Here is a 21,039-nt window from a genome sequence, read left to right as displayed (position 1 = left end):
TACCTGTGACTCCAGCTGACCTTGCCGAACTGCTCCGCGGAACCGCAGCGAGCGTCCTTGCCGATCGTGGCCTCGACGTATCCGTGCTACCCGAAACCCTCACCGTCGAGCGACCACGCAACCCCGAGCACGGCGATTACGCCACCAACATTGCCATGCAGGTAGCCAAGAAGGTCGGCACGAATCCCCGCGAGCTGGCGGGCTGGATCGCCGAAGCCCTCACCGCTGCCGACGGAATCGAATCCGCCGAGATCGCCGGGCCCGGCTTCCTCAACATTCGGTTGGACAAGGACGCCCAGGGCGCGATCGTCGTGTCGGTTCTCGAAGCCGGTGCGTCGTACGGCTCGGGTGACTCCCTCGCCGGCAAGAAGATCAACCTCGAATTCGTCTCCGCCAACCCCACCGGACCGATTCACCTCGGTGGAACCCGTTGGGCCGCAGTCGGAGACGCGCTCGGACGCATTCTGTCCGCGCAGGGTGGTTTGGTAACACGTGAGTACTACTTCAACGATCACGGTGCCCAGATCGACCGCTTCTCGCGTTCGCTGATCGCTGCAGCGAAGGGTGAACCTGCTCCCGAAGACGGTTACGCCGGTGCATACATCGCCGACATCGCCGCCTCGGTTCTGAAGCAGCGTCCCGACGTCATGGATCTGCCTGCCGACGAGCAGCAGGAAACCTTCCGCGCCATCGGCGTCGAATTGATGTTCACGCACATCAAGCAGACCCTGCACGACTTCGGCGTCGACTTCGACGTCTACTTCCACGAGAACTCGCTCTTCGAATCCGGTGCGGTCGAGAAGGCCGTCGAATCCCTCAAGGGTTCGGGCAACCTCTTCCACGAAGACGGTGCGTGGTGGCTCAAGAGCACCGACTACGGCGACGACAAGGACCGCGTCGTCATCAAGAGCGATGGCAACGCCGCCTACATCGCCGGTGACATCGCCTACTTCCAGAACAAGCGCGCCCGTGGGTTCGACCTCTGTATCTACATGCTCGGCGCCGACCATCACGGTTACATCGGCCGTCTCAAGGCTGCCGCTGCCGCATTCGGCGACGATCCGGACACCGTCGAGGTGCTGATCGGCCAGATGGTCAACCTCGTCAAGGACGGCACTGCCGTCAAGATGAGCAAGCGTGCAGGCACCGTCATCACCCTCGACGACCTGGTCGAGGCAATCGGCGTCGACGCCTCGCGTTACGTCATGATCCGCTCGTCGGTCGACTCGAGCATCGACATCGACCTCGACCTGTGGACCAAGACCAGCAGCGAGAACCCCGTCTACTACGTGCAGTACGCGCACGCACGCCTCTCGGCGATCGCTCGCAACGCCGCAGACCTCGGTCTGTCCGCCGACGCGAGCAACCTCGCCCTGCTCACCGTCGAGCAGGAGGGTGACCTCATCCGCACGATCGGCGAGTACCCACGCGTCGTGTCGAGCGCTGCGAATCTGCGTGAGCCGCACCGTATTGCCCGCTACCTCGAAGAACTCGCGGGTGCGTACCACCGCTTCTACGGCGCGTGCCGCATCCTTCCGCAAGGCGACGAAGACGCCACCGACGTGCACCGCGCGCGTCTGGCTCTCTGCGCCGCCACCCGACAGGTCCTGGCCAACGGTCTCGAACTGCTCGGCGTCACCGCACCGGAGCAAATGTGAACGCGCACCCCGCCGGCCCCAAGCACGCCGAGCAGTTGCAGGCCCCCGGCTTGCCCGACCGTCCGACCAGCCCCGAAGCCTTCGGCGAACTCTCACCGCAGGTGTGGCCGCGCAACGCTTCTCGTGGCGACGACGGTGAAGTGACCCTCGCGGGTGTCAAGGTCGGTGAACTTGCCGAGAAGTACGGCACCCCGCTGTTCGTCATCGACGAGGACGACTTCCGCTCGCGCTGCCGTGACATGGCCCGCGCCTTCGGCCCGGATGCCAAGGTGCACTACGCATCCAAGGCATTCCTCTGTGGCGAGATCGCACGCTGGGTCGCCGACGAAGGCCTCTCGCTCGACGTCTGCTCCGGCGGCGAACTGGCGATCGCGTTGCACGCGGACTTCCCGGCCGAGCGAATTGCCATGCACGGCAACAACAAGTCAGTCGCCGAACTGGCCGCTGGTGTCGCCGCGGGCGTCGGACACGTCGTGCTCGACTCGTCGATCGAGATCGACCGACTCGATCGTGTCGCCGGTGAGGCCGGTGTCGTTCAGGACGTGTTGATCCGACTGACCGTCGGCGTCGAAGCGCATACCCACGAATTCATCTCCACCGCACACGAGGACCAGAAGTTCGGTTTCTCGCTGGCCGGGGGAGCGGCGATCGACGCAGTCCGTCGCGTCTTCGCTGCCGACAACTTGCGACTGGTCGGCCTGCACAGCCACATCGGTTCGCAGATCTTCGACGTCGACGGTTTCGAGGTGGCAGCGCACCGCGTGATCGGTTTGCTCCGCGACGTCGTCACCGAGTTCGGAGTCGAGAAGACCAAGCAGATTTCGATCATCGATCTCGGCGGCGGCATGGGGATCTCGTATATCCCCTCCGACGACCCGCCGCCCGTCGACGAACTGGCAGCAAAGCTCGGCCACATCGTGCGCAACGAGTCCGCACTGGCCGGATTGCCGGAGCCGACGCTTGCCGTCGAACCCGGCCGCGCCATCGCCGGACCTGGCACGGTGACGCTCTACGAGGTCGGCACCATCAAGGACGTCACGGTGGGTAGCTCGCTGACACGCCGCTACATCAGCGTCGACGGCGGGATGAGCGACAACATCCGCACGTCCCTCTACGGTGCGGAGTACGAAGCCAAGTTGGTTTCGCGAACTTCCGAGGCTGATCCCGTCGTTGCACGTATCGTCGGTAAGCACTGCGAGTCCGGTGACGTGGTCATTCGGGACACCTGGATGCCCGAGGACGTCGGGCCCGGTGATTTACTAGCGGTAGCAGCGACCGGTGCATACTGCTATTCGATGTCGAGCAGGTACAACCTGCTCACCCGCCCAGCCGTGGTGGCGGTGCGTGACGGAGTCTCACGCGTGATTCTGCGGAGGGAAACAGTGGAAGATCTGCTCAGCTTGGAGGTATCGCAGTGACGAGCGAATCGGCGCATCGCGCTATCGGTGTGGCCGTTCTCGGCCTCGGCAACGTCGGGAGCGAGGTCGTCCGGATCATTCGTGAGCAGGCCGAGGAACTCGAAGCTCGCGTCGGCGCCCCGTTGGAACTGCGGGGGGTTGCCGTCCGCCGTATCGGCTCGGACCGCGGAATTCCCGAGGAACTGCAGACGACGGACGCCGAGTCCCTGGTCGGTCGTGACGACGTCGACATCGTGGTCGAGGTGATCGGCGGAATCGAGCTCCCTCGCAAGCTGATTCTCTCTTCGCTCAACTCCGGCAAGTCGGTCGTGACCGCCAACAAGGCGCTGCTCGCGGACCACACCGGTGAATTGGCGGAGGCTGCAGAGGCCAACTCTGTCGACCTGTACTTCGAGGCCGCTGTTGCCGGCGCGATCCCCGTGATCCGCCCGCTCACACAGTCGTTAGCCGGAGACCGTGTCAACAAGGTCGCCGGAATCGTGAACGGCACCACCAACTTCATCCTCTCCGCGATGGACGAGACCGGCGCCGACTACGAAGAGACCCTCGCCGAAGCCGGACGCCTCGGATACGCGGAAGCCGACCCGACCGCGGACGTCGAAGGCTACGACGCCGCGGCGAAGGCAGCGATCCTCGCGTCGATCGCGTTCCACACCCGCGTCACTGCCGCGGACGTGTACCGCGAAGGAATCTCCACGATCACCTCCGCCGACCTGGCGTCGGCGAAGGCACTCGACTGCACGATCAAGTTGCTCTCGATCTGCGAGCGCATCGTCACGCCCAAGGGCAAGGAGCGGATTTCCGCTCGCGTGTACCCGGCGCTGGTTCCGCTCAGCCATCCGCTGGCCTCGGTCAACGGCGCGTTCAACGCCGTTGTCGTGGAAGCAGAGAACGCCGGCCGGCTCATGTTCTACGGCCAGGGCGCAGGCGGCGCCCCCACCGCTTCCGCGGTGATGGGTGACCTGGTGATGGCTGCGCGCAACAAGGTTCACGGCGGCCGCGGCCCCCGCGAGTCCAAGTACGCCAAGCTCAAGGTCGCCCCGATGGGCGACATCCTCACGCGCTACTACGTGAACATGGAGGTCGCGGACAAGGAAGGTGTGCTGTCCGCAGTCGCCGCCGAGTTCGCCAAGCACGGCGTGAGCATCTCCGTAGTCCGCCAGGAGGGCGCCGGCGCCGGCGCGCGTCTGGTGGTCGTCACTCATGTAGCAACCGACGCGGCTCTCTCCGAGACCGTGGCGGCCCTCAACGAACTCGAATTCGTCACCGCTGTGACCAGCGTGCTGCGACTGGAAGGCACTGAACAATGACCGGCATCGTCAACCCCGTCCACAAGGCATGGCCGGGTCTCATCGAGGCATACCGGGACCGTCTCGCGATCGGTGACAACTGGAAGACCGTCACCCTGCGCGAAGGCGGCACCCCGCTCCTGCCGGCCGGCCACCTCTCCGAGATCACCGGCTGCGACGTCTACCTCAAGGTCGAGGGCCTCAACCCCACCGGTTCCTTCAAGGACCGCGGCATGACGATGGCCGTCACCGACGCCTTGGCCCGTGGCCAGCGCGCAGTTCTGTGCGCGTCCACCGGCAACACCTCCGCCTCGGCCGCTGCGTATGCAGCCAAGGCCGGCATGACCTGCGCCGTGCTCATCCCGCAGGGCAAGATCGCCATGGGCAAGCTTGCGCAGGCAGTCATGCACGGCGCCAAGATCATTCAGGTCCAGGGCAACTTCGACGACTGCCTCGAGCTGGCACGCAAGACCACGGCCGAATTCCCCACCATCGGTCTCGTCAACTCGGTCAACCCGGTGCGGATCGAAGGCCAGAAGACCGCGGCATTCGAGATCATGGATGTCCTCGGCAAGGCTCCCGACGTGCACGCACTCCCGGTCGGAAACGCCGGTAACATCACCGCGTACTGGCGCGGATACTCCGAGTACTACGCGGACGGTCTGACCACGGTCAAGCCCCGCATGCTCGGCGTCCAGGCAGCCGGAGCGGCTCCGCTGGTCAACGGTGCACCCGTCAAGGATCCCGAAACCATCGCCACGGCAATCCGAATCGGTTCTCCCGCTTCCTGGAACGGCGCTGTCGCCGCGAAGGAAGAGTCGAACGGTGCATTCCGTGCCGCCACCGACGAGAAGATCCTCGAGGCTTACCGTCTGATCGCCGCCACCGAGGGCGTCTTCGTCGAACCGGCGTCGGCAGCCAGCGTCGCCGGCCTGCTCGCCGCACGTGCAGAGGGCTGGCTCGAGCCGGGCCTGACCGTCGTGTGCACGGTGACCGGTAACGGTCTCAAGGATCCTGACACGGCTTTGAAGGGTATGCCGAACGTCGAGCCGATCGGTGTCGATCCCGTTGCCGTCGCGGCTGCCCTCGAGCTTGCATAGTGTCCGTGGATTCATCGACCACTCCGCGGAATCCGGTGTCTGACATGACTATAACCCTGCCTATCGGCCTTTCGGTGACTGCTCGCGTCCCGGCCTCGAGTGCAAACTTGGGGCCGGGGTTCGACACCCTCGGTCTGGCGTTGGGGTTGTACGACGAAATCGTGGTCACCACAACGGATTCAGGCCTTCAGATTCGCGTCGAAGGTGAAGGCGCTGCCGACGTGCCCTGGGGTCCTTCGCATCTCGTGGTCCGCGCCATCGAGCGTGGTCTCGAGGCGGCCGGAGTGTGGGCCAGTGGCCTGGACGTGTTGTGCCGCAACGCGATTCCACATTCGCGCGGGTTGGGATCCTCGGCTTCCGCGGCTGTCGGTGGATTGGCAGCAGCCAACGGTCTGGCGCGCGCTCTCGATGCCGAGATCGGCTTGACGGAAGAGCAGTTGGTTCAACTCTCGTCCGAGTTCGAAGGTCACCCGGACAACGCGTCTGCCAGTGTTCTCGGTGGCGCAGTCGTCTCGTGGAGTTGCCCACCGGCCGTCGAAGGCGACGAGCCGATCTACTCCGCGGCCAAACTCGACGTCCATCCCGACATCCGTGCTGTGGCACTGGTTCCCGAGGAGCGGTCGTCCACCGCACACACTCGCGGGCTCCTGCCCGAATTGGTTCCGCACCAGGATGCCTCGTTCAACGCGAGCCGCAGCGCGCTCGCCGTCGTTGCGCTCACTGCTCGGCCCGATCTGTTGATGGCGGCCACCGAGGATCGCCTGCATCAGGCACAGCGCGCACCCGCGCTTCCGCTCACGACGCGATGGATCGGGATCCTGCGCGAGGCGGGTATTGCTGCGACCGTTTCGGGAGCCGGCCCCACCGTGTTGGCGCTCAGCACAGAACCTTTCCCCGTCGAACTCGCGGAAGCGGCGCGGGCAGACGGACTACGTGTGCTCGAATTGGACATCGCCGACGGCGTCGAAGTATCCACGACGACGGTCTGATCCCTGCCTTGGTCCTGGTGATCGCCCACTACCGATCGGTAGTGAACTGACACACCCAGTCGTCCAAATTCTTGCCGGACTCAGGTTTGGGCGCTATCCTGGGCTATGTCCGTACATCGTGCGCGTCAGTCGCCGGTGCATCACCAGGGGGCAAAACTCCTTCCCAATCGGGGTCCACAGTCCTTGGCATGATTCTCGCAGGCATGATCCTCACGCTTGTACCTTCTCCGAAGGTTTGAATCCTCCGCGGATCGAACACTCAGAGGTTCCATCACTCTGGGGTTCAACACACGGGGGAGTGAATCGTCGACGAAGGCGCGTTGGGCAGGTTTGCGAGCGCATGAAAAGTTTGAGGCGAGAGTTTCCGACAATCATGTGACGGCGGACAAGCCGGCAGTTCTGGACAGCAACCACGTACGGCACCACCGAGTTCGGTATTCAATCGAACTGCGGGACGAACCCTCGACTTTGCGCAGTGCGAGTGAGGGAAGGAAAGGACCTCCGTGACCGATACGGACCTCATCGCCACTTCTGCACCCGCCGGGTCGGAATCAGGCGACAATTCTCAGGCGTCATCTTCAGCATCGAACGGTGCGGTGGCGACCTCCACGAAGCGTGCCGAAACGCGCCGTGGTGCCGGACTCTCCGGCATGGTGCTCACCGAACTCCGCACTCTTGCGGGTGAACTGGGCATCAAAGGCACTTCCGGCATGCGCAAGGGTGATCTGATCGCAGCCATCAAGGAGCGCCAGGGCGGCAGCGCAAAGGCTGCACCCGCACAGAGTGAACTCACTCTCGACGACGCACCCGTTGCGCGCACTCGTGCCAAGAGCACTCGCGCCGCACGCACCGAAACCCCCGCAGCCGAAACAGCTCCGGCAGCCGAGTCGGCTCCTGCCGAGGCCGCGCCTGCGCGTACGGAATCCGCCGAGGATTCCGATCAGAGCGCACCCCGTCGCGGACGTCAGCGTCGTGGCGCCGCTCGTCGTGCAGGTTCACCCGACCAGGGCGAACTGAGCATCGAGCAGGAAGCTCCTTCGGTGAAGTCCGACGCGGACACCGCGAAGGCCGCCGATTCTTCGAAGGTCGCCGAGACCGCCAAGGCCGAGGCTCCGGCCGAGCGTCCTGCGCGCACCGAGGGCAAGTCCGACGCTGATCAGGCTCCCGCCGAGCAGGGCAACGAGCGTCCCCGCCGCGAGCGAAACCGGGACAACCAGGGCCAGCGGGACAACCAGGGCCAGCGCGAGAACCAGGGCAACCGGGGCAACCAGGATCGCCAGGATCGCCAGGACCGTCAGGATCGCGGCAATCAGAACAACGCCGGCCAGAACAACGCCGGTCCTCGCACGGACAACCGCAACAACGGGCCGGACGACGACGAAGAGGGTGGACGCGGACGCCGCGGACGCCGTTTCCGCGAGCGCCGTGGCCGTGGTCGTGACCGCGGTGAGGGTGGCGCACCCAACGATTCACGCGAGACCGAGATTCGTGAGGACGACGTCCTGCAGCCGGTCGCCGGCATCCTCGACGTCCTCGACAATTACGCCTTCGTGCGTACGTCCGGGTACCTCGCCGGTCCCAACGACGTCTACGTCTCCATGAACCTGATCCGCAAGAACGGCCTTCGCCGTGGCGACGCCATCACCGGTGCCGTCCGCGTCTCGCGTGACGGTGAGCAGGGCAGCCAGCGTCAGAAGTTCAACCCGCTGGTCCGTATCGACACGGTCAACGGCGGCGACGTCGAGGCCGCGAAGAAGCGCCCCGAGTTCAACAAGCTCACGCCGCTGTACCCGAACCAGCGTCTGCGCCTCGAGACCGAGCAGCACATTCTCACCACGCGTGTCATCGACCTGGTGATGCCCATCGGTAAGGGCCAGCGCGCCCTCATCGTGAGCCCGCCCAAGGCCGGTAAGACCAGCGTGTTGCAGGCGATCGCGAATGCCGTCGCCACCAACAATCCTGAGTGCTACCTGATGGTCATCCTCGTGGACGAGCGTCCCGAGGAAGTGACCGACATGCAGCGCAGCGTGAAGGGTGAGGTCATTTCCTCCACCTTCGACCGCCCGCCGGGAGATCACACCGCAGTTGCCGAGCTGGCAATCGAGCGTGCGAAGCGCCTGGTCGAGATGGGTAAGGACGTCGTCGTACTGCTCGACTCCATCACGCGTCTGGGTCGTGCGTACAACAACTCCTCGCCGGCGTCGGGACGCATCCTCTCCGGTGGTGTCGACTCGACGGCGCTCTACCCGCCGAAGCGTTTCCTCGGTGCTGCCCGCAACATCGAGAACGGTGGATCGCTCACCATCATCGCTACCGCAATGGTCGAGACCGGATCCACCGGCGACACCGTGATCTTCGAAGAGTTCAAGGGCACCGGCAACGCCGAGCTCAAGCTCGATCGCAAGATCGCCGAACGCCGCGTGTTCCCGGCCGTGGACGTCAACCCGTCCAGCACGCGTAAGGACGAGTTGCTCCTGAGCCCGGACGAAGCTGCGGTGCTGCACAAGCTCCGTCGCGTCCTGTCCGGTCTGGACTCGCATCAGGCCATCGATCTGCTGATCGATCGACTGAAGAAGAGCAAGAACAACCTCGAGTTCCTGATGCAGGTCTCCAAGACCGCACCGGGTGCGATCGACGACTGATCGATTCGACGTCAAAAGGCCCACAACCAGCTGGTTGTGGGCCTTTTGCGTGGGCGGAACAAAACCGAGGGGCAGTGCGTTGACAACTTCGTACAGCCACCCCGAGGCGTGCGAGACGCGGATTATCCGGTGAGGTACCGCATCTGGCATACTGAACGGCCGAGTCCGGTTCCGGTTCACGATGTCGATTGGCGACGTCGACCCGGCGACCATTGAAAGGGACACCATGAAGGCAGGAATCCACCCAACCTACGTAGCGACCACCGTCGTCTGCGGTTGCGGTAACACGTTCGAGACCCACAGCACCAAGGAGTCCGGACGCATCAACGTCGAGGTTTGCTCGCAGTGCCACCCGTTCTACACGGGCAAGCAGAAGATTCTCGACACCGGTGGACGCGTCGCTCGCTTCGAGGCTCGCTACGGCAAGCGCGCAGACAGCAAGGTCCCGGCCACCGAGTCCTAGCTGTTCCGCCGACGCCCGATCTGCCATGCGCAGATCGGGCGTCGGCTTTTTTGTGCCTGCACTCGGTTTGCGCGTTTCCCGGGTCCCGGCGTCGAAATACCTTCAAGCGCGCACCGTAGGAATCGAAACTCAGAGCGGAGCGAACCATGGCAGGCGCAACCCAGCCCTCGGCCATCGACGACATCTTGGCGGAGCACGCCGGTCTCGAAGCACAGATGTCCGATCCGGCGCTGCACAACGACCCTGCCGCTGCCAGGCGCGTCGGTAAGCGGTTCTCCGAGCTCTCGCCGATCATGTCGACGTACAACAAGCTCACCGCTGCGCAGGACGATCTGGAAGCCGCGCGCGAACTAGCCGCCGACGATTCCAGCTTCGCCGCCGAGATCCCCGATCTCGAAGCCGAGGTCGCGCAGCTCGAGCAGACGCTTACCGATCAGTTGGCGCCGCGTGATCCGCATGACGGCGACGACATCGTCCTCGAAGTGAAGTCCGGTGAGGGCGGCGAAGAATCCGCGCTCTTCGCCTCGGACCTGGCCCGCATGTACGTCCGCTACGCGGAACGGCATGGCTGGCGCGTCGAGATTCTCGACGCGACGGTCTCCGATCTCGGCGGATACAAGGAAGCCACGCTGTCGATCAAGAGCAAGTCGGACACCCCGGACGGAGTGTGGGCGCGGCTGAAGTTCGAGGGCGGCGTTCACCGCGTCCAGCGAGTGCCCGTCACCGAATCCCAGGGGCGCGTTCACACTTCGGCTGCCGGCGTTCTGGTCTACCCGGAGCCCGAAGAGGTCGAGCAGGTCCAGATCGACGAAAGTGACCTGCGTATCGACGTCTACCGTTCGTCCGGCAAGGGCGGTCAGGGCGTCAACACGACCGACTCTGCTGTCCGAATCACGCACCTTCCGACCGGCATCGTCGTCACCTGCCAGAACGAGCGTTCGCAGCTCCAGAACAAGGCGCGCGCCATGCAGGTCCTTGCAGCCCGTTTGCAGGTAGTCGCCGAGGAAGCCGCGGACGCTGAAGCGTCGGCAGGTCGCCAGAGTCAGGTTCGGACGGTGGACCGTTCGGAGCGCATCCGCACCTACAACTTCCCCGAGAACCGCATCACCGATCACCGCATCGGATTCAAGTCGCACAACCTCGACGCGGTGCTCGACGGTGAGCTCGACGCACTTCTCGATGCATTGGGCAAGGCGGACCGAGAGGCGCGTCTCGCGGCCGAGTAGATGCAGACCATGACTGACCTCCATCCCGCCGGGAACTCGGTGAACCGCGTGTCGGTCGAGCGTGGCAGGCTGTACCCGTGAGTCGACTTCCACTTCGTTTGGCGCTGATCGAAGCTGCAAAACAGCTCGACGCCGCAGGTGTGCCCAGCCCACGCACCGACGCCGAGTTGTTGGCATCCCACCTGCTCGGGGTCGAACGCACGCGTCTCGGGCTGATTCCGTTGGTCGATCCCGAGGTCATCGCGGCGTTCGACGAGTTGGTTGCGCAACGGGTGAAGCGGATTCCGTTGCAGCACATCATCGGAGTCGCGTCGATGGGCAACATCGACGTCGCTGTCGGGCCGGGTGTCTTCATTCCGCGGCCGGAAACCGAACTGCTCATGGGTTGGGCACTCTCGTTCCTCGAAGGTTGCGGAAGCAAGCCGCCGGTAGTTCTGGACCTGTGCACGGGATCGGGTGTACTCGCGCTGTCCATCGCCGAGGCCCGTCCGGACGCCGTCGTTCACGCCGTGGAGAAGGAGCCCGCCGCGTTGGCGTGGGCGCGTCGTAATGCTGCCGACCGCGAGGCCGCCGGTGATACACCGATCCATCTGCATCAGGGCGATGTCACCGATCGGAACCTGTTGCCAGGACTCGAGGGCGGCGTCGATCTGGTCGTTTCCAATCCGCCGTACATCCCCGAAGGCGCGCAATTGCAGCCTGAGGTCATGGATTACGACCCGCACACCGCGTTGTTCGGTGGCGTCGACGGTCTGTCCGTCATCAAACCCATGATCAGCAACATCGCGCGGTGGCTTCGAATCGGCGGCGCGGCAGGCATCGAGCACGACGACACCAACGGGGACGGCGTCGCTGCGCTGTTCTCTGCGCGCCGGGTATTCGGCGAGGTCGCGCAGCATCCAGATCTTGCCGGTCGTCCGCGATTCGTCGTCGCCAGACGTGTCGCCACCGACGTCGAAGCACAGCGGAATCGAACGCCCGAAGCGCAGAGTGAAAGGATGGCTGAGTGAGTACCGTGTACGACTGCAGTCAGACAGATTCCCGAACCGCAGGCTTGGCCGCCGCGAAGAACGCGCTCAAGGCCGGCCGACTCGTAGTTCTCCCTACCGACACCCTTTACGGACTCGCCGCCGACGCGTTCGACAGCGAAGCTGTCACGAGTCTGTTGCGCGCCAAGGGACGCGGGCGAGACATGCCCGTCCCGGTACTGGTCGGATCGTGGAACACCATCGACGGGCTCGTCTACAGCGTGCGCCCGCAGGCACGGGATCTGATCCGCGCATTCTGGCCCGGCGGACTGAGCCTGGTCGTCGAGCAGGCGCCTTCACTTGCCTGGGACCTCGGTGATACCCGCGGAACCGTCATGCTCCGCATGCCCCTCCACCCGGTTGCCCTCGAACTGTTGCGCGATGTCGGACCGCTTGCCGTCTCGAGCGCCAACATTTCGGGGCGTCCGCCGGCAACTACCGTCGAGGAAGCCCGAGATCAGCTCGGCGGATCTGCCAGCGTGTATCTCGACGGGGGCAAGGCCGAACATGCCGTTGCTTCGACGATCGTCGACCTGACCGGCAATTCACCGCGTATCTTGCGAGTGGGTGCCGTCTCGGCAGAATCCATCGCCGAGGTATTGGGCACCAGTCCGGAAAGTCTCGTAGAGGGAGTTTCGTAACGATGGTCGGCGCCGGCGGCGAGCGCGCGGGGGAATCCACGTATTGGGGACCGGATTTCGGTGAGCTTGCCACGGCAGACCCCGAGATCGCGGCTGTTGCGCTGGCCGAACTCGAGCGTCAGCGCGACGGACTTCAACTCATCGCGAGCGAGAACTTCACCAGCTCCTCGGTACTGGCTGCCTTGGGTTCGACCCTGAGCAACAAGTACGCCGAGGGTTATCCGGGTCGGCGTTATTACGGCGGGTGCGAGTACGTCGACGTAGCCGAGAATCTGGCGATCGACCGGGCAAAGGCACTGTTCGGCGCCGAGCACGTCAACGTCCAACCGCATTCGGGGGCCACCGCGAATCTCGCGGTGTACGCCGCATTCGCCAAGCCCGGCGACACCGTATTGGCGATGAGTCTGCCGCACGGTGGGCATCTGACTCACGGGTCTCGCGTCAGCTTTTCTGGGCAGTGGTTCACCACCGTTCCCTATCACGTCGATTCGGCCACCGAATTGATCGACTACGACGAGGTTCGCACCCTGGCTCTGGCGCACAAGCCGAAAATCATCGTCGCCGGCGCGACCGCGTACTCCCGCACCATCGACTTCGCAGCCTTCCGCTCGATCGCAGACGAGGTCGGTGCGATCCTGTGGGTCGACGCCGCCCACTTCATCGGACTCGTGGCAGGCCGGGCGATACCGTCGTGCGTTCCGTACGCCGACGTCGTCTCCGCGACGACGCACAAAGTCCTCAGAGGCCCGCGCGGCGGAATGATCCTGTGCCGCAGCGAGCACGCCTCGGCTGTAGATCGCGCGGTGTTCCCCTTCATTCAAGGCGGCCCGATGATGCATGCGATCGCTGCGAAGGCGGTTGCCTTCAAGGAAGCGTCGACGCCGGAATATCGTTGGTATGCACAGGAAGTGGTTGCCAACGCATCGGCGCTCGCGCTGTCGTTGGAAGCTCGCGGTCTGCGCACCGTGTCCGGTGGAACCGACACACATCTGGCGCTTCTCGACCTGCGCGCAAGCGGTGTCACCGGCGTCGACGCCGAGCGTAGGTGCGGACTGGCTTCGATCACGCTCAACAAGAACGCGATTCCGTTCGATCCGCAGTCGCCCGCCGTCACGTCCGGAATCCGCGTCGGGTCCGCGGCCGTGACGACCCAGGGTTTCAACCTCTCCGACATGAGCGTGGTGGGGGAGTTGATCGCGCGCGCAGTTGTCGCGGACCCCGCCACCACGTCAGGAGAGGCCGAGTTGGCAGCAGTTGCCGACGGCGTTCGCGAACTGGTCCGGGCAAAGCCTGCCTATGCCCGCCAGACGGGTGATCTCGAGCAGTGATCACTTCCTACGAGGCGACCACGTATCTGGCACAGGGTGGCGGGGGAGCGGGTGTTCCCATCCGTGAACTTTTGCTCGTGCTGTGTACGGCGGCGGTGGTGACCTACCTGGCGACTGGCGCAGTCCGGTTGTTGGCGCTGAGGTTCGGCGCTGTCGCGATTCCTCGTGATCGGGACGTTCACGTCGAGCCGATTCCGCGCCTCGGTGGCGTCGGAATGTATGTCGGCATGGCTGTCGGTCTGCTGTTCGCGCAGCAATTACCCGCGCTCACAAGAGGTTTCGGCTTCGGCAGTCCTGACGTACACGCTGCGCTCGTAGCTGGCGCCGTCATCGTCCTCGTGGGTGTGATCGACGACAGGTGGGGCCTCGATGCCCTCACCAAATTTGTCGGTCAGGTGACTGCTGCCGGCGTTCTCGTGGTGATGGGCGTCAGCTGGTTCATCATCTACAACCCGTTCGGCGGTGACGGTGGGTCCACCATCATCCTCGATCAGATTCAATCCGGACTGTTCACCGTTGCTGTTGCCGTCGCGACCATCAACGCCATGAATTTTGTCGACGGTCTCGACGGATTGGCCGCCGGGTTGGGTCTGATTGCGGCGCTCGCCATCCTCATCTTCTCGATCGGTCTTCTCCACGATCAGGGCGGCGACGCGAGTGTCTACCCGCCGGCGATGATCGCGGCGGCTTTGGCAGGCGCTTGTCTCGGTTTTCTTCCACACAACTTCAATCCAGCGCGCATTTTCATGGGCGATTCCGGGTCGATGTTGATCGGTCTCATGCTGGCCGCGATCTCCACCAGTGCATCCGGTCGTATTCCGCTCGCTGCTTACGGAACCCGCGACCTCGTCGGCCTCCTCGCGCCGTTGTTGCTGGTCGGGGCTGTGATGTTCATCCCGATGCTGGACATGCTCCTGGCCGTGATCCGCCGGACGAAAGCGGGCGTCAGTCCGTTCAGTCCGGACAAGATGCACCTGCATCATCGCCTCTTGCAGATCGGACACACGCACCGACGAGTTGTGCTGGTCATCTACCTGTGGGTCAGCGTCCTGGCGTTCGGTGCCGTCGGATCCTCGCTGCTCAATCGTCAGCTGGTTGTTGTACTCGTCGCGGCCGGTTTGGTTCTTGCGTTGTTCTTCACTGCGGTGCCTTCGCTGATCGATCGCAAGCAGCAGCGTCGCTAGCCAAGTTTTCCGATCCATTACCCTTGGGCATCGTGACGAACACGCCGCAGCCTGTACCTGCCTCGCAACCCATCCCTGATTCGACCGCCGCCATGAAGTCGGCCGTGAAGTGGGGTGTGATGGGGCTGATCGCGCTGGCCGTGGTCGGCGCGCTCCTGGGCGGGCTCTTCGCCGGTAAGGAAGGCGTCTACGGCGCTCTGATCGGCGCAGCCGTCGGCGGCGGGTTCATCTTGTTCACGGCGTTGGGCGTGCTGCTCACAGCGAAGCTGCCTGCGCTCACGGCCGGTGCCGTTCTGCTCGGTACCTGGCTGCTGAAGATGATTCTCGCGATGGTGGTTCTCTTTGTCCTCTCGGACATGGATTTCTACAACAAGACCGCTCTCGTCCTGGTCATCATCATGTCGCTGGTCGTGGTGCTCGGTGCGGAGACTTACGGCGTCCTGGGAACCAAAACTCCGTACGTCGATCCCGCTCCCAGCAGCAACGTCGACGACGACGAGTAGTACTACAAGAGGTAACTAATCGGACTTCCAGGTACCCCATCTACACAATGTCGTAGATGACTTGATAAGGTTCGGTTCAAGCGAGAGCAATGGTGGGCCGAGTAACACTCAGCCGACGATGCCATGTGCTCGCAGGTGGTCGAAATTCTGACCACTGAGTCGACGAGAGTCGCCGACACCGACAGACGCCAGGCCCCTCTAGGGTTCTCCAGCTGCTGACGAATGCGCGAGTCGAACTTGTCGACTTGTAGATCGTCAATGTCCGATCGAACCGCAGTCAATGATGGCTGCGGACCGACTACGGGAGAGAACGCTGAGCGTCACCACCCTGGCCGCGGATGAATTCCATGCGCCGTCACTAGACGATTTTTTCCCGCCCTCCGTGTTGATTCACGCGGGCCCCTTCGAGCTCGACCGTCTGATGCTGATTCGTCTGCTGATGTCGGTGCTGGTCGCAGCCTTCTTCGTGATCGCAATGCGCAGCCCTCGACTGGTTCCCCGTGGACTGCAGAACGCAGCTGAGCTCGCGCTCGACTTCGTTCGTATCAACATCGCCGAGGAGATCCTGGGCAAGGAACAGGGCAAGCGCTTCCTGCCGGTCATCACGACGATCTTCTTCATCGTGGTCGCCAGCAACCTGGCCAGCGTCATTCCCTTCCTGAACATCTCGCCGAACGCACGAATCGGTATGCCGCTGGTACTCGCAGCGCTCGCCTACATCGTGTTCAACTACGTGGGAATCAAGAAGTACGGCTTCTTCAAGTACGTCAAGAGCAGCATCGTCGTTCCCGGCGTCCCGCTGCCCCTGCACTTCCTGTTGGTGCCCATCGAGTTCATCTCGACCTTCATCCTGCGCCCGTTCACGCTGATGGTTCGTCTCATGGCCAACATGTTGGCCGGCCACATCCTGCTGGTGCTGTTCTTCAGCGCGACGAACTACTTCTTCTTCGTGTCCGGCGGATTCCAGGCGATCTTCGGTGTTCCGTCGATCATTGCCGGTATCGCATTCACGTTCTTCGAGCTGCTGGTCATCTTCCTGCAGGCTTACGTGTTCGCGCTGCTGACCGCGGTGTACATCGATCTGGCGCTCCACGCCGACGAGCACTGACCTTTTACCTCCTCACCAGCTACACCAAGAACTGAGCCTCTTGCCGAATCCGGCGGAGGTCAACAGAAAGGGAATGGAACACCATGAGCATCGCTTACCTCGCTCAGGAAGTTGTCGAGACCAAGTCGCGCGGCTACGGAGCCATCGGCTACGGCCTCGCAGCAATCGGCCCCGGCATCGGCGTGGGCATCGTTGTGGGCAAGGCAATCGAAGGCATGGTCCGCCAGCCCGAGATGGCCGGCCAGGTTCGTACCACCATGTTCCTCGGTATTGCATTCACCGAGGCCCTCGCGCTGATCGGCCTCGTCGCCGGCTTCATCTTCTAAGACCGACATGGCAGCCACCATCGCAATTCTCGCGGCGGAGGGGACGACTGAACACAATCCCCTCATCCCCGAGACATACGACATCGTGTGGTCCGCGGTCGCGCTCGTAGTAGTTGGTTTCGTCTTCTGGAAGCTCGTTCTTCCGAAGTTCCAGAAGGTCTTGGCCGAACGCACCGAGCAGATCGAGGGCGGCATCAAGAAAGCCGAAGACGCACAGGCGGAGGCAGCAGCAGCGCTCGAGCAGTACCGCGCGCAGCTCGCCGAAGCTCGTACCGAGGCAGCGCAGATCCGTGAGGAAGCGCGTACCCAGGGTCAGCAGATCATCGCTGACATGAAGGTTCAGGCGCAGGACGAGAGCGACCGCATCGTGGCCGCAGGCCACAGCCAGCTCGTCGCCCAGCGTCAGCAGATTGTCGCTGAGCTCCGCTCGGATCTCGGCAAGACCGCTGTAGACCTGGCCGAGAAGGTCATCGGGGAGTCCCTCGCCGACGACGTGAAGCGCGCCGGAACGGTTGATCGTTTCCTCAACGAGCTCGACACCGTCAGCGCTGATTCAGCCAGGAAGTGAGCAACATGTACGCAGCGAGCCGTGAAGCCTTGGCGCAGACTCGTTCTGCGCTGAGCAGTGCCCTGGGCGCCGTCTCTGCAGGAGCCGCAACTGCTGCTTCTGCTCAGGCTGGGTCCGAGCTCTTCTCGGTGGTCGAGGTACTCGACGGCCAGCGCGCTCTTCGCAGCGCGCTGGCTGACGCTTCGGCACCGGCCGCTGGTCGCCAGGCTTTGGCAGAGCAGTTGTTCTCCGGAAAGGTCGGCGCCGAGGCGCTCGCCACCGTGAAGGCAGCTGCAGGCCAGGACTGGTCTGCGGCCCGCGACTTGGTCAACTCGCTCGAACTGCTCGGACGCGAAGCTCTGCTCCGCGCCGCAGCCGATCAGAGCCAGTTGGACACCGTTGAGGACGAGCTCTTCCGTCTCGGTCGCATCGTGGCAGGGGATCCCAGCCTGGAGCAGACGCTCTCGGATCTGTCGGTTCCCGCAGCCCGCAAGCGTGAGTTCCTCTCCCGCTTGCTCTACGGCAAGGTCACCGCGGTCACCGAGGCACTCGCCGGACAGGCCGTCGGCCGGTTGAAGTCTGCACCCGCAGACACTTTCGATCAGCTGTCGAATCTTGCCGCAGCGCAGCGCGATACCACCGTTGCTCACGTTCGCAGCGCCTCGGCGTTGAGCTCGGAGCAGTCGGATCGCTTGGCGAGCACTCTTACCCGCACCTACGGGAAGCCGGTAGCAGTGCACGTCGAGGTCGATCCAGAACTCCTCAGCGGCTTGGTCGTCCGGGTGGGCGACGAGGTTATCGACGGCAGCGCAGCGGGTCGACTCGCAGCACTGCGGAAGAACCTCAAGTAGTCCTTCAGCCGAACACATACTCCAGATCTTTTCGAAGACCAGACACCGAGAGCAGGAAAAACATGGCGGAGCTGACGATCTCCTCCGACGAGATCCGTAGCGCGATCGACAACTACACCGCGAGCTACTCCCCGGAGGCCTCCCGTGAGGAGGTCGGCACAGTGACCGACACCAGTGACGGCATTGCGCACGTCTCTGGCCTGCCTTCGGCTATGTCCAACGAGCTGTTGGAGTTCCCCGGTGGAATCGTCGGCGTCGCGCTCAACCTGGATGCCACCGAAATCGGTGCCGTCATCCTTGGCGATTACCAGAACATTCAAGAAGGCCAGGAAGTAAAGCGCACGGGCGACGTTCTGTCGGTTCCCGTCGGCGATGCTTTCCTCGGCCGCGTCATCGACCCGCTGGGTGCGCCCATCGACGGCCTCGGCGAGATCGAGAGCACCGAGAACCGTGCACTCGAGCTCCAGGCTGCTTCGGTGCTCGAGCGCCAGCCGGTCGAAGAGCCGCTCCAGACCGGTATCAAGGCTATCGACGCCATGACCCCGATCGGCCGCGGCCAGCGCCAGCTCATCATCGGCGACCGCAAGACCGGCAAGACCGCGGTCTGCATCGACGCCATCCTGAACCAGAAGGCCAACTGGGATTCCGGCGATGTCAACAAGCAGGTGCGCTGCATCTACGTTGCCATCGGTCAGAAGGGTTCCACCATCGCGGGCGTCAAGGCTGCCCTCGAGGAGAAGGGCGCGATGGAGTACACCACCATCGTTGCTGCTCCGGCATCTGATTCCGCAGGCTTCAAGTGGCTCGCACCATACACCGGCTCGGCCATCGGCCAGCACTGGATGTACCAGGGCAAGCACGTTCTGGTCGTGTTCGACGACCTGACCAAGCAGGCAGAGGCGTACCGCGCCATCTCGCTGCTGCTGCGTCGCCCGCCGGGACGCGAGGCTTACCCCGGTGACGTCTTCTACTTGCACTCCCGTCTGCTGGAGCGTTCGGCGAAGCTGTCCGACGCACTCGGCGGTGGCTCGCTGACGGCTCTGCCGATCATCGAGACCAAGGCGAACGACGTCTCGGCTTACATCCCGACCAACGTCATCTCCATCACCGACGGTCAGGTGTTCCTCGAGTCCGACCTGTTCAACAAGGGCGTTCGCCCCGCGATCAACGTCGGTATCTCGGTCTCCCGCGTCGGCGGCGCTGCACAGACCAAGGGCATGAAGAAGGTTTCCGGTTCGCTGCGTCTGGAACTGGCTCAGTTCCGTGAGCTCGAAGCGTTCTCCGCCTTCGCATCCGACCTCGACGCTGCCTCCAAGGCTCAGCTCGAGCGCGGCGCCCGTCTGGTCGAGTTGCTCAAGCAGGATCAGTACAGCCCGATCCCCGTCGAGGACCAGATCGTCTCGATCTACCTGGCCGGCGAAGGCATCTTCGACAGCGTTCCGATCGGCGATGTCCGTCGCTTCGAGAAGGAACTGCTCGAAGACCTCAAGCACTCGGCTGCTGGCGTCTACTCCAGCATCAACGGCGGTAAGGCACTTGATGCCGACAACGCTGCTGAGCTGATCGCCGCGACGAACAAGTTCAAGGAAGGCTTCATCGCATCCGACGGAAGCCGGGTCGTGAACGAAGCCGAGGCTGACGCTTTGGGCGCCGACGAGGTCGCGAACGAGCAGATCAACGTCAAGCGCAAGACCGTCAGCAAGTGACGTACGCGCCCATGACACTGCGAATTCCGAAGGGAGAGTGATTGATCGATGGCGAGCATTCTCGAATTGCGGTCTCGTATCAAGTCGGTCAACTCGACCAAGAAGATCACCAAGGCACAGGAACTGATCGCGACTTCGCGTATCACCAAGGCTCAGATTCGCGTCGCCGCGTCCAAGCCGTATGCCGAGGAGATCACGAAGGTACTCACCGAATTGGCGAGTGCGTCTGCTTCGCTCGATCACCCGTTGCTCAACGAGCGTCCGGAGCCCAAGCGGGCAGCGGTCCTCGTTGTCACCAGTGACCGCGGCATGTGTGGTGGCTACAACTCCAACGTTCTCAAGCAGGCAGAAGAGCTCATGGCTCTCCTCCGCAGCGAGGGCAAGGAGCCGGTCGTGTACGTGCTCGGTTCCAAGGGGCTCGGCTACTACACGTTCCGCGGCCGCGACATCGGTGCTGCGTGGACGGGCTTCTCGCAGGATCCGGGTTACTCGGATGCAGCGAAGGCCAGCCGCCACCTGGTGGAGCTGTTCATGGCTGGTTCGGGTAACCAGGTTGCGGCTCCGAACGGTGAAGGCACGATCGAGGGCGTCGACGAACTCCATATCGTCTACACCCGCTTCGTGTCGATGCTGACGCAGACTCCCGAGGTTCGCCGTATGGCTCCTCTCGAGGTCTTCGTGTCGGAAGAGCGCATCGAACTCGGTGACGACATGCTGACCAACGGCCACGACGACGACCATGACAATGGCCCCGTCGCGGACTTCAGCTTCGAGCCCGAGCCCGAGAAGCTTCTCGGCGCTCTTCTCCCGAAGTACGTCAGCACTCGTATCTTCTCGTCGCTTCTCGATGCTGCGGCATCGGAGTCGGCAGCCCGTCGTACTGCCATGAAGGCCGCGACGGACAACGCAAACGAACTGGTGAACACGTTGAGCCGTCAGGCCAACCAGGCTCGCCAGGCCCAGATCACCCAGGAAATCAGCGAGATCGTCGGCGGCGCCAACGCGCTCGCCTCGAGCGCAGGAAGTGACTAG

At 63.7% G+C, this 21,039-nt stretch carries 19 protein-coding genes; all 19 read left to right on the top strand.

The genetic code is table 11. The features are described 5' to 3' along the window. The first annotated feature begins 5 nt into the window (after positions 1–5). The 19 genes from argS to RHP72_RS18805 all read left to right on the top strand — a co-directional run bounded on the left by argS (position 6) and on the right by RHP72_RS18805 (position 21,039). Positions 6–1,658 carry an arginine--tRNA ligase gene (gene argS / locus RHP72_RS18895; protein ID WP_003941360.1) on the top strand — a complete coding sequence of 551 codons (1,653 nt, stop codon included), beginning with the start codon at positions 6–8 and terminating at the stop codon, positions 1,656–1,658. Beyond that, positions 1,655–3,076: a diaminopimelate decarboxylase gene (gene lysA / locus RHP72_RS18890; RefSeq protein ID WP_003941384.1), complete on the top strand. Its 1,422-nt coding sequence runs from the start codon at positions 1,655–1,657 to the stop codon at positions 3,074–3,076. The genes argS and lysA overlap by 4 nt, the downstream gene beginning before the upstream one ends. Further along, a complete protein-coding gene (locus RHP72_RS18885) occupies positions 3,073–4,386 on the top strand; it encodes a homoserine dehydrogenase (protein ID WP_007726192.1) in 1,314 nt (437 codons plus the stop codon). The genes lysA and RHP72_RS18885 overlap by 4 nt, the downstream gene beginning before the upstream one ends. After that, on the top strand, positions 4,383–5,465 hold the full coding sequence (gene thrC / locus RHP72_RS18880; RefSeq protein ID WP_003941280.1) for a threonine synthase: 1,083 nt from the start codon (positions 4,383–4,385) through the stop codon (positions 5,463–5,465). Before RHP72_RS18885 ends, thrC begins: the two co-directional genes overlap by 4 nt. 44 nt (positions 5,466–5,509) lie before the next feature. After that, positions 5,510–6,454, top strand: a complete 945-nt coding sequence (thrB, locus tag RHP72_RS18875; protein ID WP_007726194.1) for a homoserine kinase — start codon at positions 5,510–5,512, stop codon at positions 6,452–6,454. A gap of 503 nt (positions 6,455–6,957) precedes the next feature. Continuing rightward, complete coding sequence (rho, locus tag RHP72_RS18870; protein WP_007726195.1) at positions 6,958–9,096, top strand: transcription termination factor Rho; 2,139 nt, start codon at positions 6,958–6,960, stop codon at positions 9,094–9,096. Between the two features lie 226 nt (positions 9,097–9,322). Further along, positions 9,323–9,559 carry a 50S ribosomal protein L31 gene (rpmE, locus tag RHP72_RS18865; RefSeq protein ID WP_003941310.1) on the top strand — a complete coding sequence of 79 codons (237 nt, stop codon included), beginning with the start codon at positions 9,323–9,325 and terminating at the stop codon, positions 9,557–9,559. Positions 9,560–9,705: 146 nt separating this feature from the next. After that, positions 9,706–10,785, top strand: coding sequence for a peptide chain release factor 1 (gene prfA, locus RHP72_RS18860; RefSeq protein WP_003941341.1), 1,080 nt, complete (start codon positions 9,706–9,708; stop codon positions 10,783–10,785). Between the two features lie 77 nt (positions 10,786–10,862). Continuing rightward, a complete protein-coding gene (prmC, locus tag RHP72_RS18855; protein ID WP_054186744.1) occupies positions 10,863–11,795 on the top strand; it encodes a peptide chain release factor N(5)-glutamine methyltransferase in 933 nt (310 codons plus the stop codon). Continuing rightward, entirely contained in the window at positions 11,792–12,454 is a 663-nt protein-coding gene (locus RHP72_RS18850) for an L-threonylcarbamoyladenylate synthase (protein WP_003941345.1), read from the top strand. Before prmC ends, RHP72_RS18850 begins: the two co-directional genes overlap by 4 nt. Positions 12,455–12,456: 2 nt before the next feature. Further along, a complete protein-coding gene (glyA, locus tag RHP72_RS18845) occupies positions 12,457–13,782 on the top strand; it encodes a serine hydroxymethyltransferase (RefSeq protein ID WP_311093682.1) in 1,326 nt (441 codons plus the stop codon). After that, a complete protein-coding gene (locus RHP72_RS18840) occupies positions 13,779–14,966 on the top strand; it encodes a glycosyltransferase family 4 protein (protein WP_030537335.1) in 1,188 nt (395 codons plus the stop codon). The genes glyA and RHP72_RS18840 overlap by 4 nt, the downstream gene beginning before the upstream one ends. 32 nt (positions 14,967–14,998) lie before the next feature. Further along, positions 14,999–15,469 (top strand): glycine zipper family protein, encoded by a 471-nt coding sequence (locus RHP72_RS18835; protein ID WP_030537336.1) that lies wholly within the window; start codon positions 14,999–15,001, stop codon positions 15,467–15,469. A gap of 280 nt (positions 15,470–15,749) precedes the next feature. Further along, the gene (gene atpB / locus RHP72_RS18830) at positions 15,750–16,577 is read left to right on the top strand and encodes a F0F1 ATP synthase subunit A (RefSeq protein ID WP_003941403.1); all 828 of its coding nucleotides are present in this window, start codon (positions 15,750–15,752) and stop codon (positions 16,575–16,577) included. A gap of 83 nt (positions 16,578–16,660) precedes the next feature. Next, on the top strand, positions 16,661–16,903 hold the full coding sequence (locus tag RHP72_RS18825) for an ATP synthase F0 subunit C (RefSeq protein WP_003941327.1): 243 nt from the start codon (positions 16,661–16,663) through the stop codon (positions 16,901–16,903). Between the two features lie 7 nt (positions 16,904–16,910). Further along, a complete protein-coding gene (locus RHP72_RS18820) occupies positions 16,911–17,471 on the top strand; it encodes a F0F1 ATP synthase subunit B (RefSeq protein WP_003941337.1) in 561 nt (186 codons plus the stop codon). 5 nt (positions 17,472–17,476) lie between these two features. Next, positions 17,477–18,301 carry a F0F1 ATP synthase subunit delta gene (locus RHP72_RS18815; protein ID WP_003941304.1) on the top strand — a complete coding sequence of 275 codons (825 nt, stop codon included), beginning with the start codon at positions 17,477–17,479 and terminating at the stop codon, positions 18,299–18,301. A gap of 62 nt (positions 18,302–18,363) precedes the next feature. Next, positions 18,364–20,007, top strand: a complete 1,644-nt coding sequence (gene atpA / locus RHP72_RS18810; protein ID WP_007726218.1) for a F0F1 ATP synthase subunit alpha — start codon at positions 18,364–18,366, stop codon at positions 20,005–20,007. A gap of 48 nt (positions 20,008–20,055) precedes the next feature. Then, the gene (locus RHP72_RS18805) at positions 20,056–21,039 is read left to right on the top strand and encodes a F0F1 ATP synthase subunit gamma (protein ID WP_003941320.1); all 984 of its coding nucleotides are present in this window, start codon (positions 20,056–20,058) and stop codon (positions 21,037–21,039) included.

This window comes from Rhodococcus sp. SG20037, from assembly GCF_031763325.1.
In the GTDB taxonomy this organism is placed as follows: domain Bacteria; phylum Actinomycetota; class Actinomycetes; order Mycobacteriales; family Mycobacteriaceae; genus Rhodococcus_F; species Rhodococcus_F qingshengii.
This window is presented reverse-complemented; position numbering and strand designations above follow the sequence as displayed.

What these genes read in the sequence shown, in the direction of transcription:
- thrC (WP_003941280.1), top strand. Translation starts at nt 4,383, where the DNA reads ATGACCGGCATCGTCAACCCCGTCCACAAGGCATGGCCGGGTCTCATC.
- thrB (WP_007726194.1), top strand. Translation starts at nt 5,510, where the DNA reads ATGACTATAACCCTGCCTATCGGCCTTTCGGTGACTGCTCGCGTCCCG.
- rpmE (WP_003941310.1), top strand. Translation starts at nt 9,323, where the DNA reads ATGAAGGCAGGAATCCACCCAACCTACGTAGCGACCACCGTCGTCTGC.
- prfA (WP_003941341.1), top strand. Translation starts at nt 9,706, where the DNA reads ATGGCAGGCGCAACCCAGCCCTCGGCCATCGACGACATCTTGGCGGAG.
- glyA (WP_311093682.1), top strand. Translation starts at nt 12,457, where the DNA reads ATGGTCGGCGCCGGCGGCGAGCGCGCGGGGGAATCCACGTATTGGGGA.
- atpB (WP_003941403.1), top strand. Translation starts at nt 15,750, where the DNA reads ATGATGGCTGCGGACCGACTACGGGAGAGAACGCTGAGCGTCACCACC.
- RHP72_RS18825 (WP_003941327.1), top strand. Translation starts at nt 16,661, where the DNA reads ATGAGCATCGCTTACCTCGCTCAGGAAGTTGTCGAGACCAAGTCGCGC.
- RHP72_RS18820 (WP_003941337.1), top strand. Translation starts at nt 16,911, where the DNA reads ATGGCAGCCACCATCGCAATTCTCGCGGCGGAGGGGACGACTGAACAC.
- RHP72_RS18815 (WP_003941304.1), top strand. Translation starts at nt 17,477, where the DNA reads ATGTACGCAGCGAGCCGTGAAGCCTTGGCGCAGACTCGTTCTGCGCTG.
- atpA (WP_007726218.1), top strand. Translation starts at nt 18,364, where the DNA reads ATGGCGGAGCTGACGATCTCCTCCGACGAGATCCGTAGCGCGATCGAC.
- RHP72_RS18805 (WP_003941320.1), top strand. Translation starts at nt 20,056, where the DNA reads ATGGCGAGCATTCTCGAATTGCGGTCTCGTATCAAGTCGGTCAACTCG.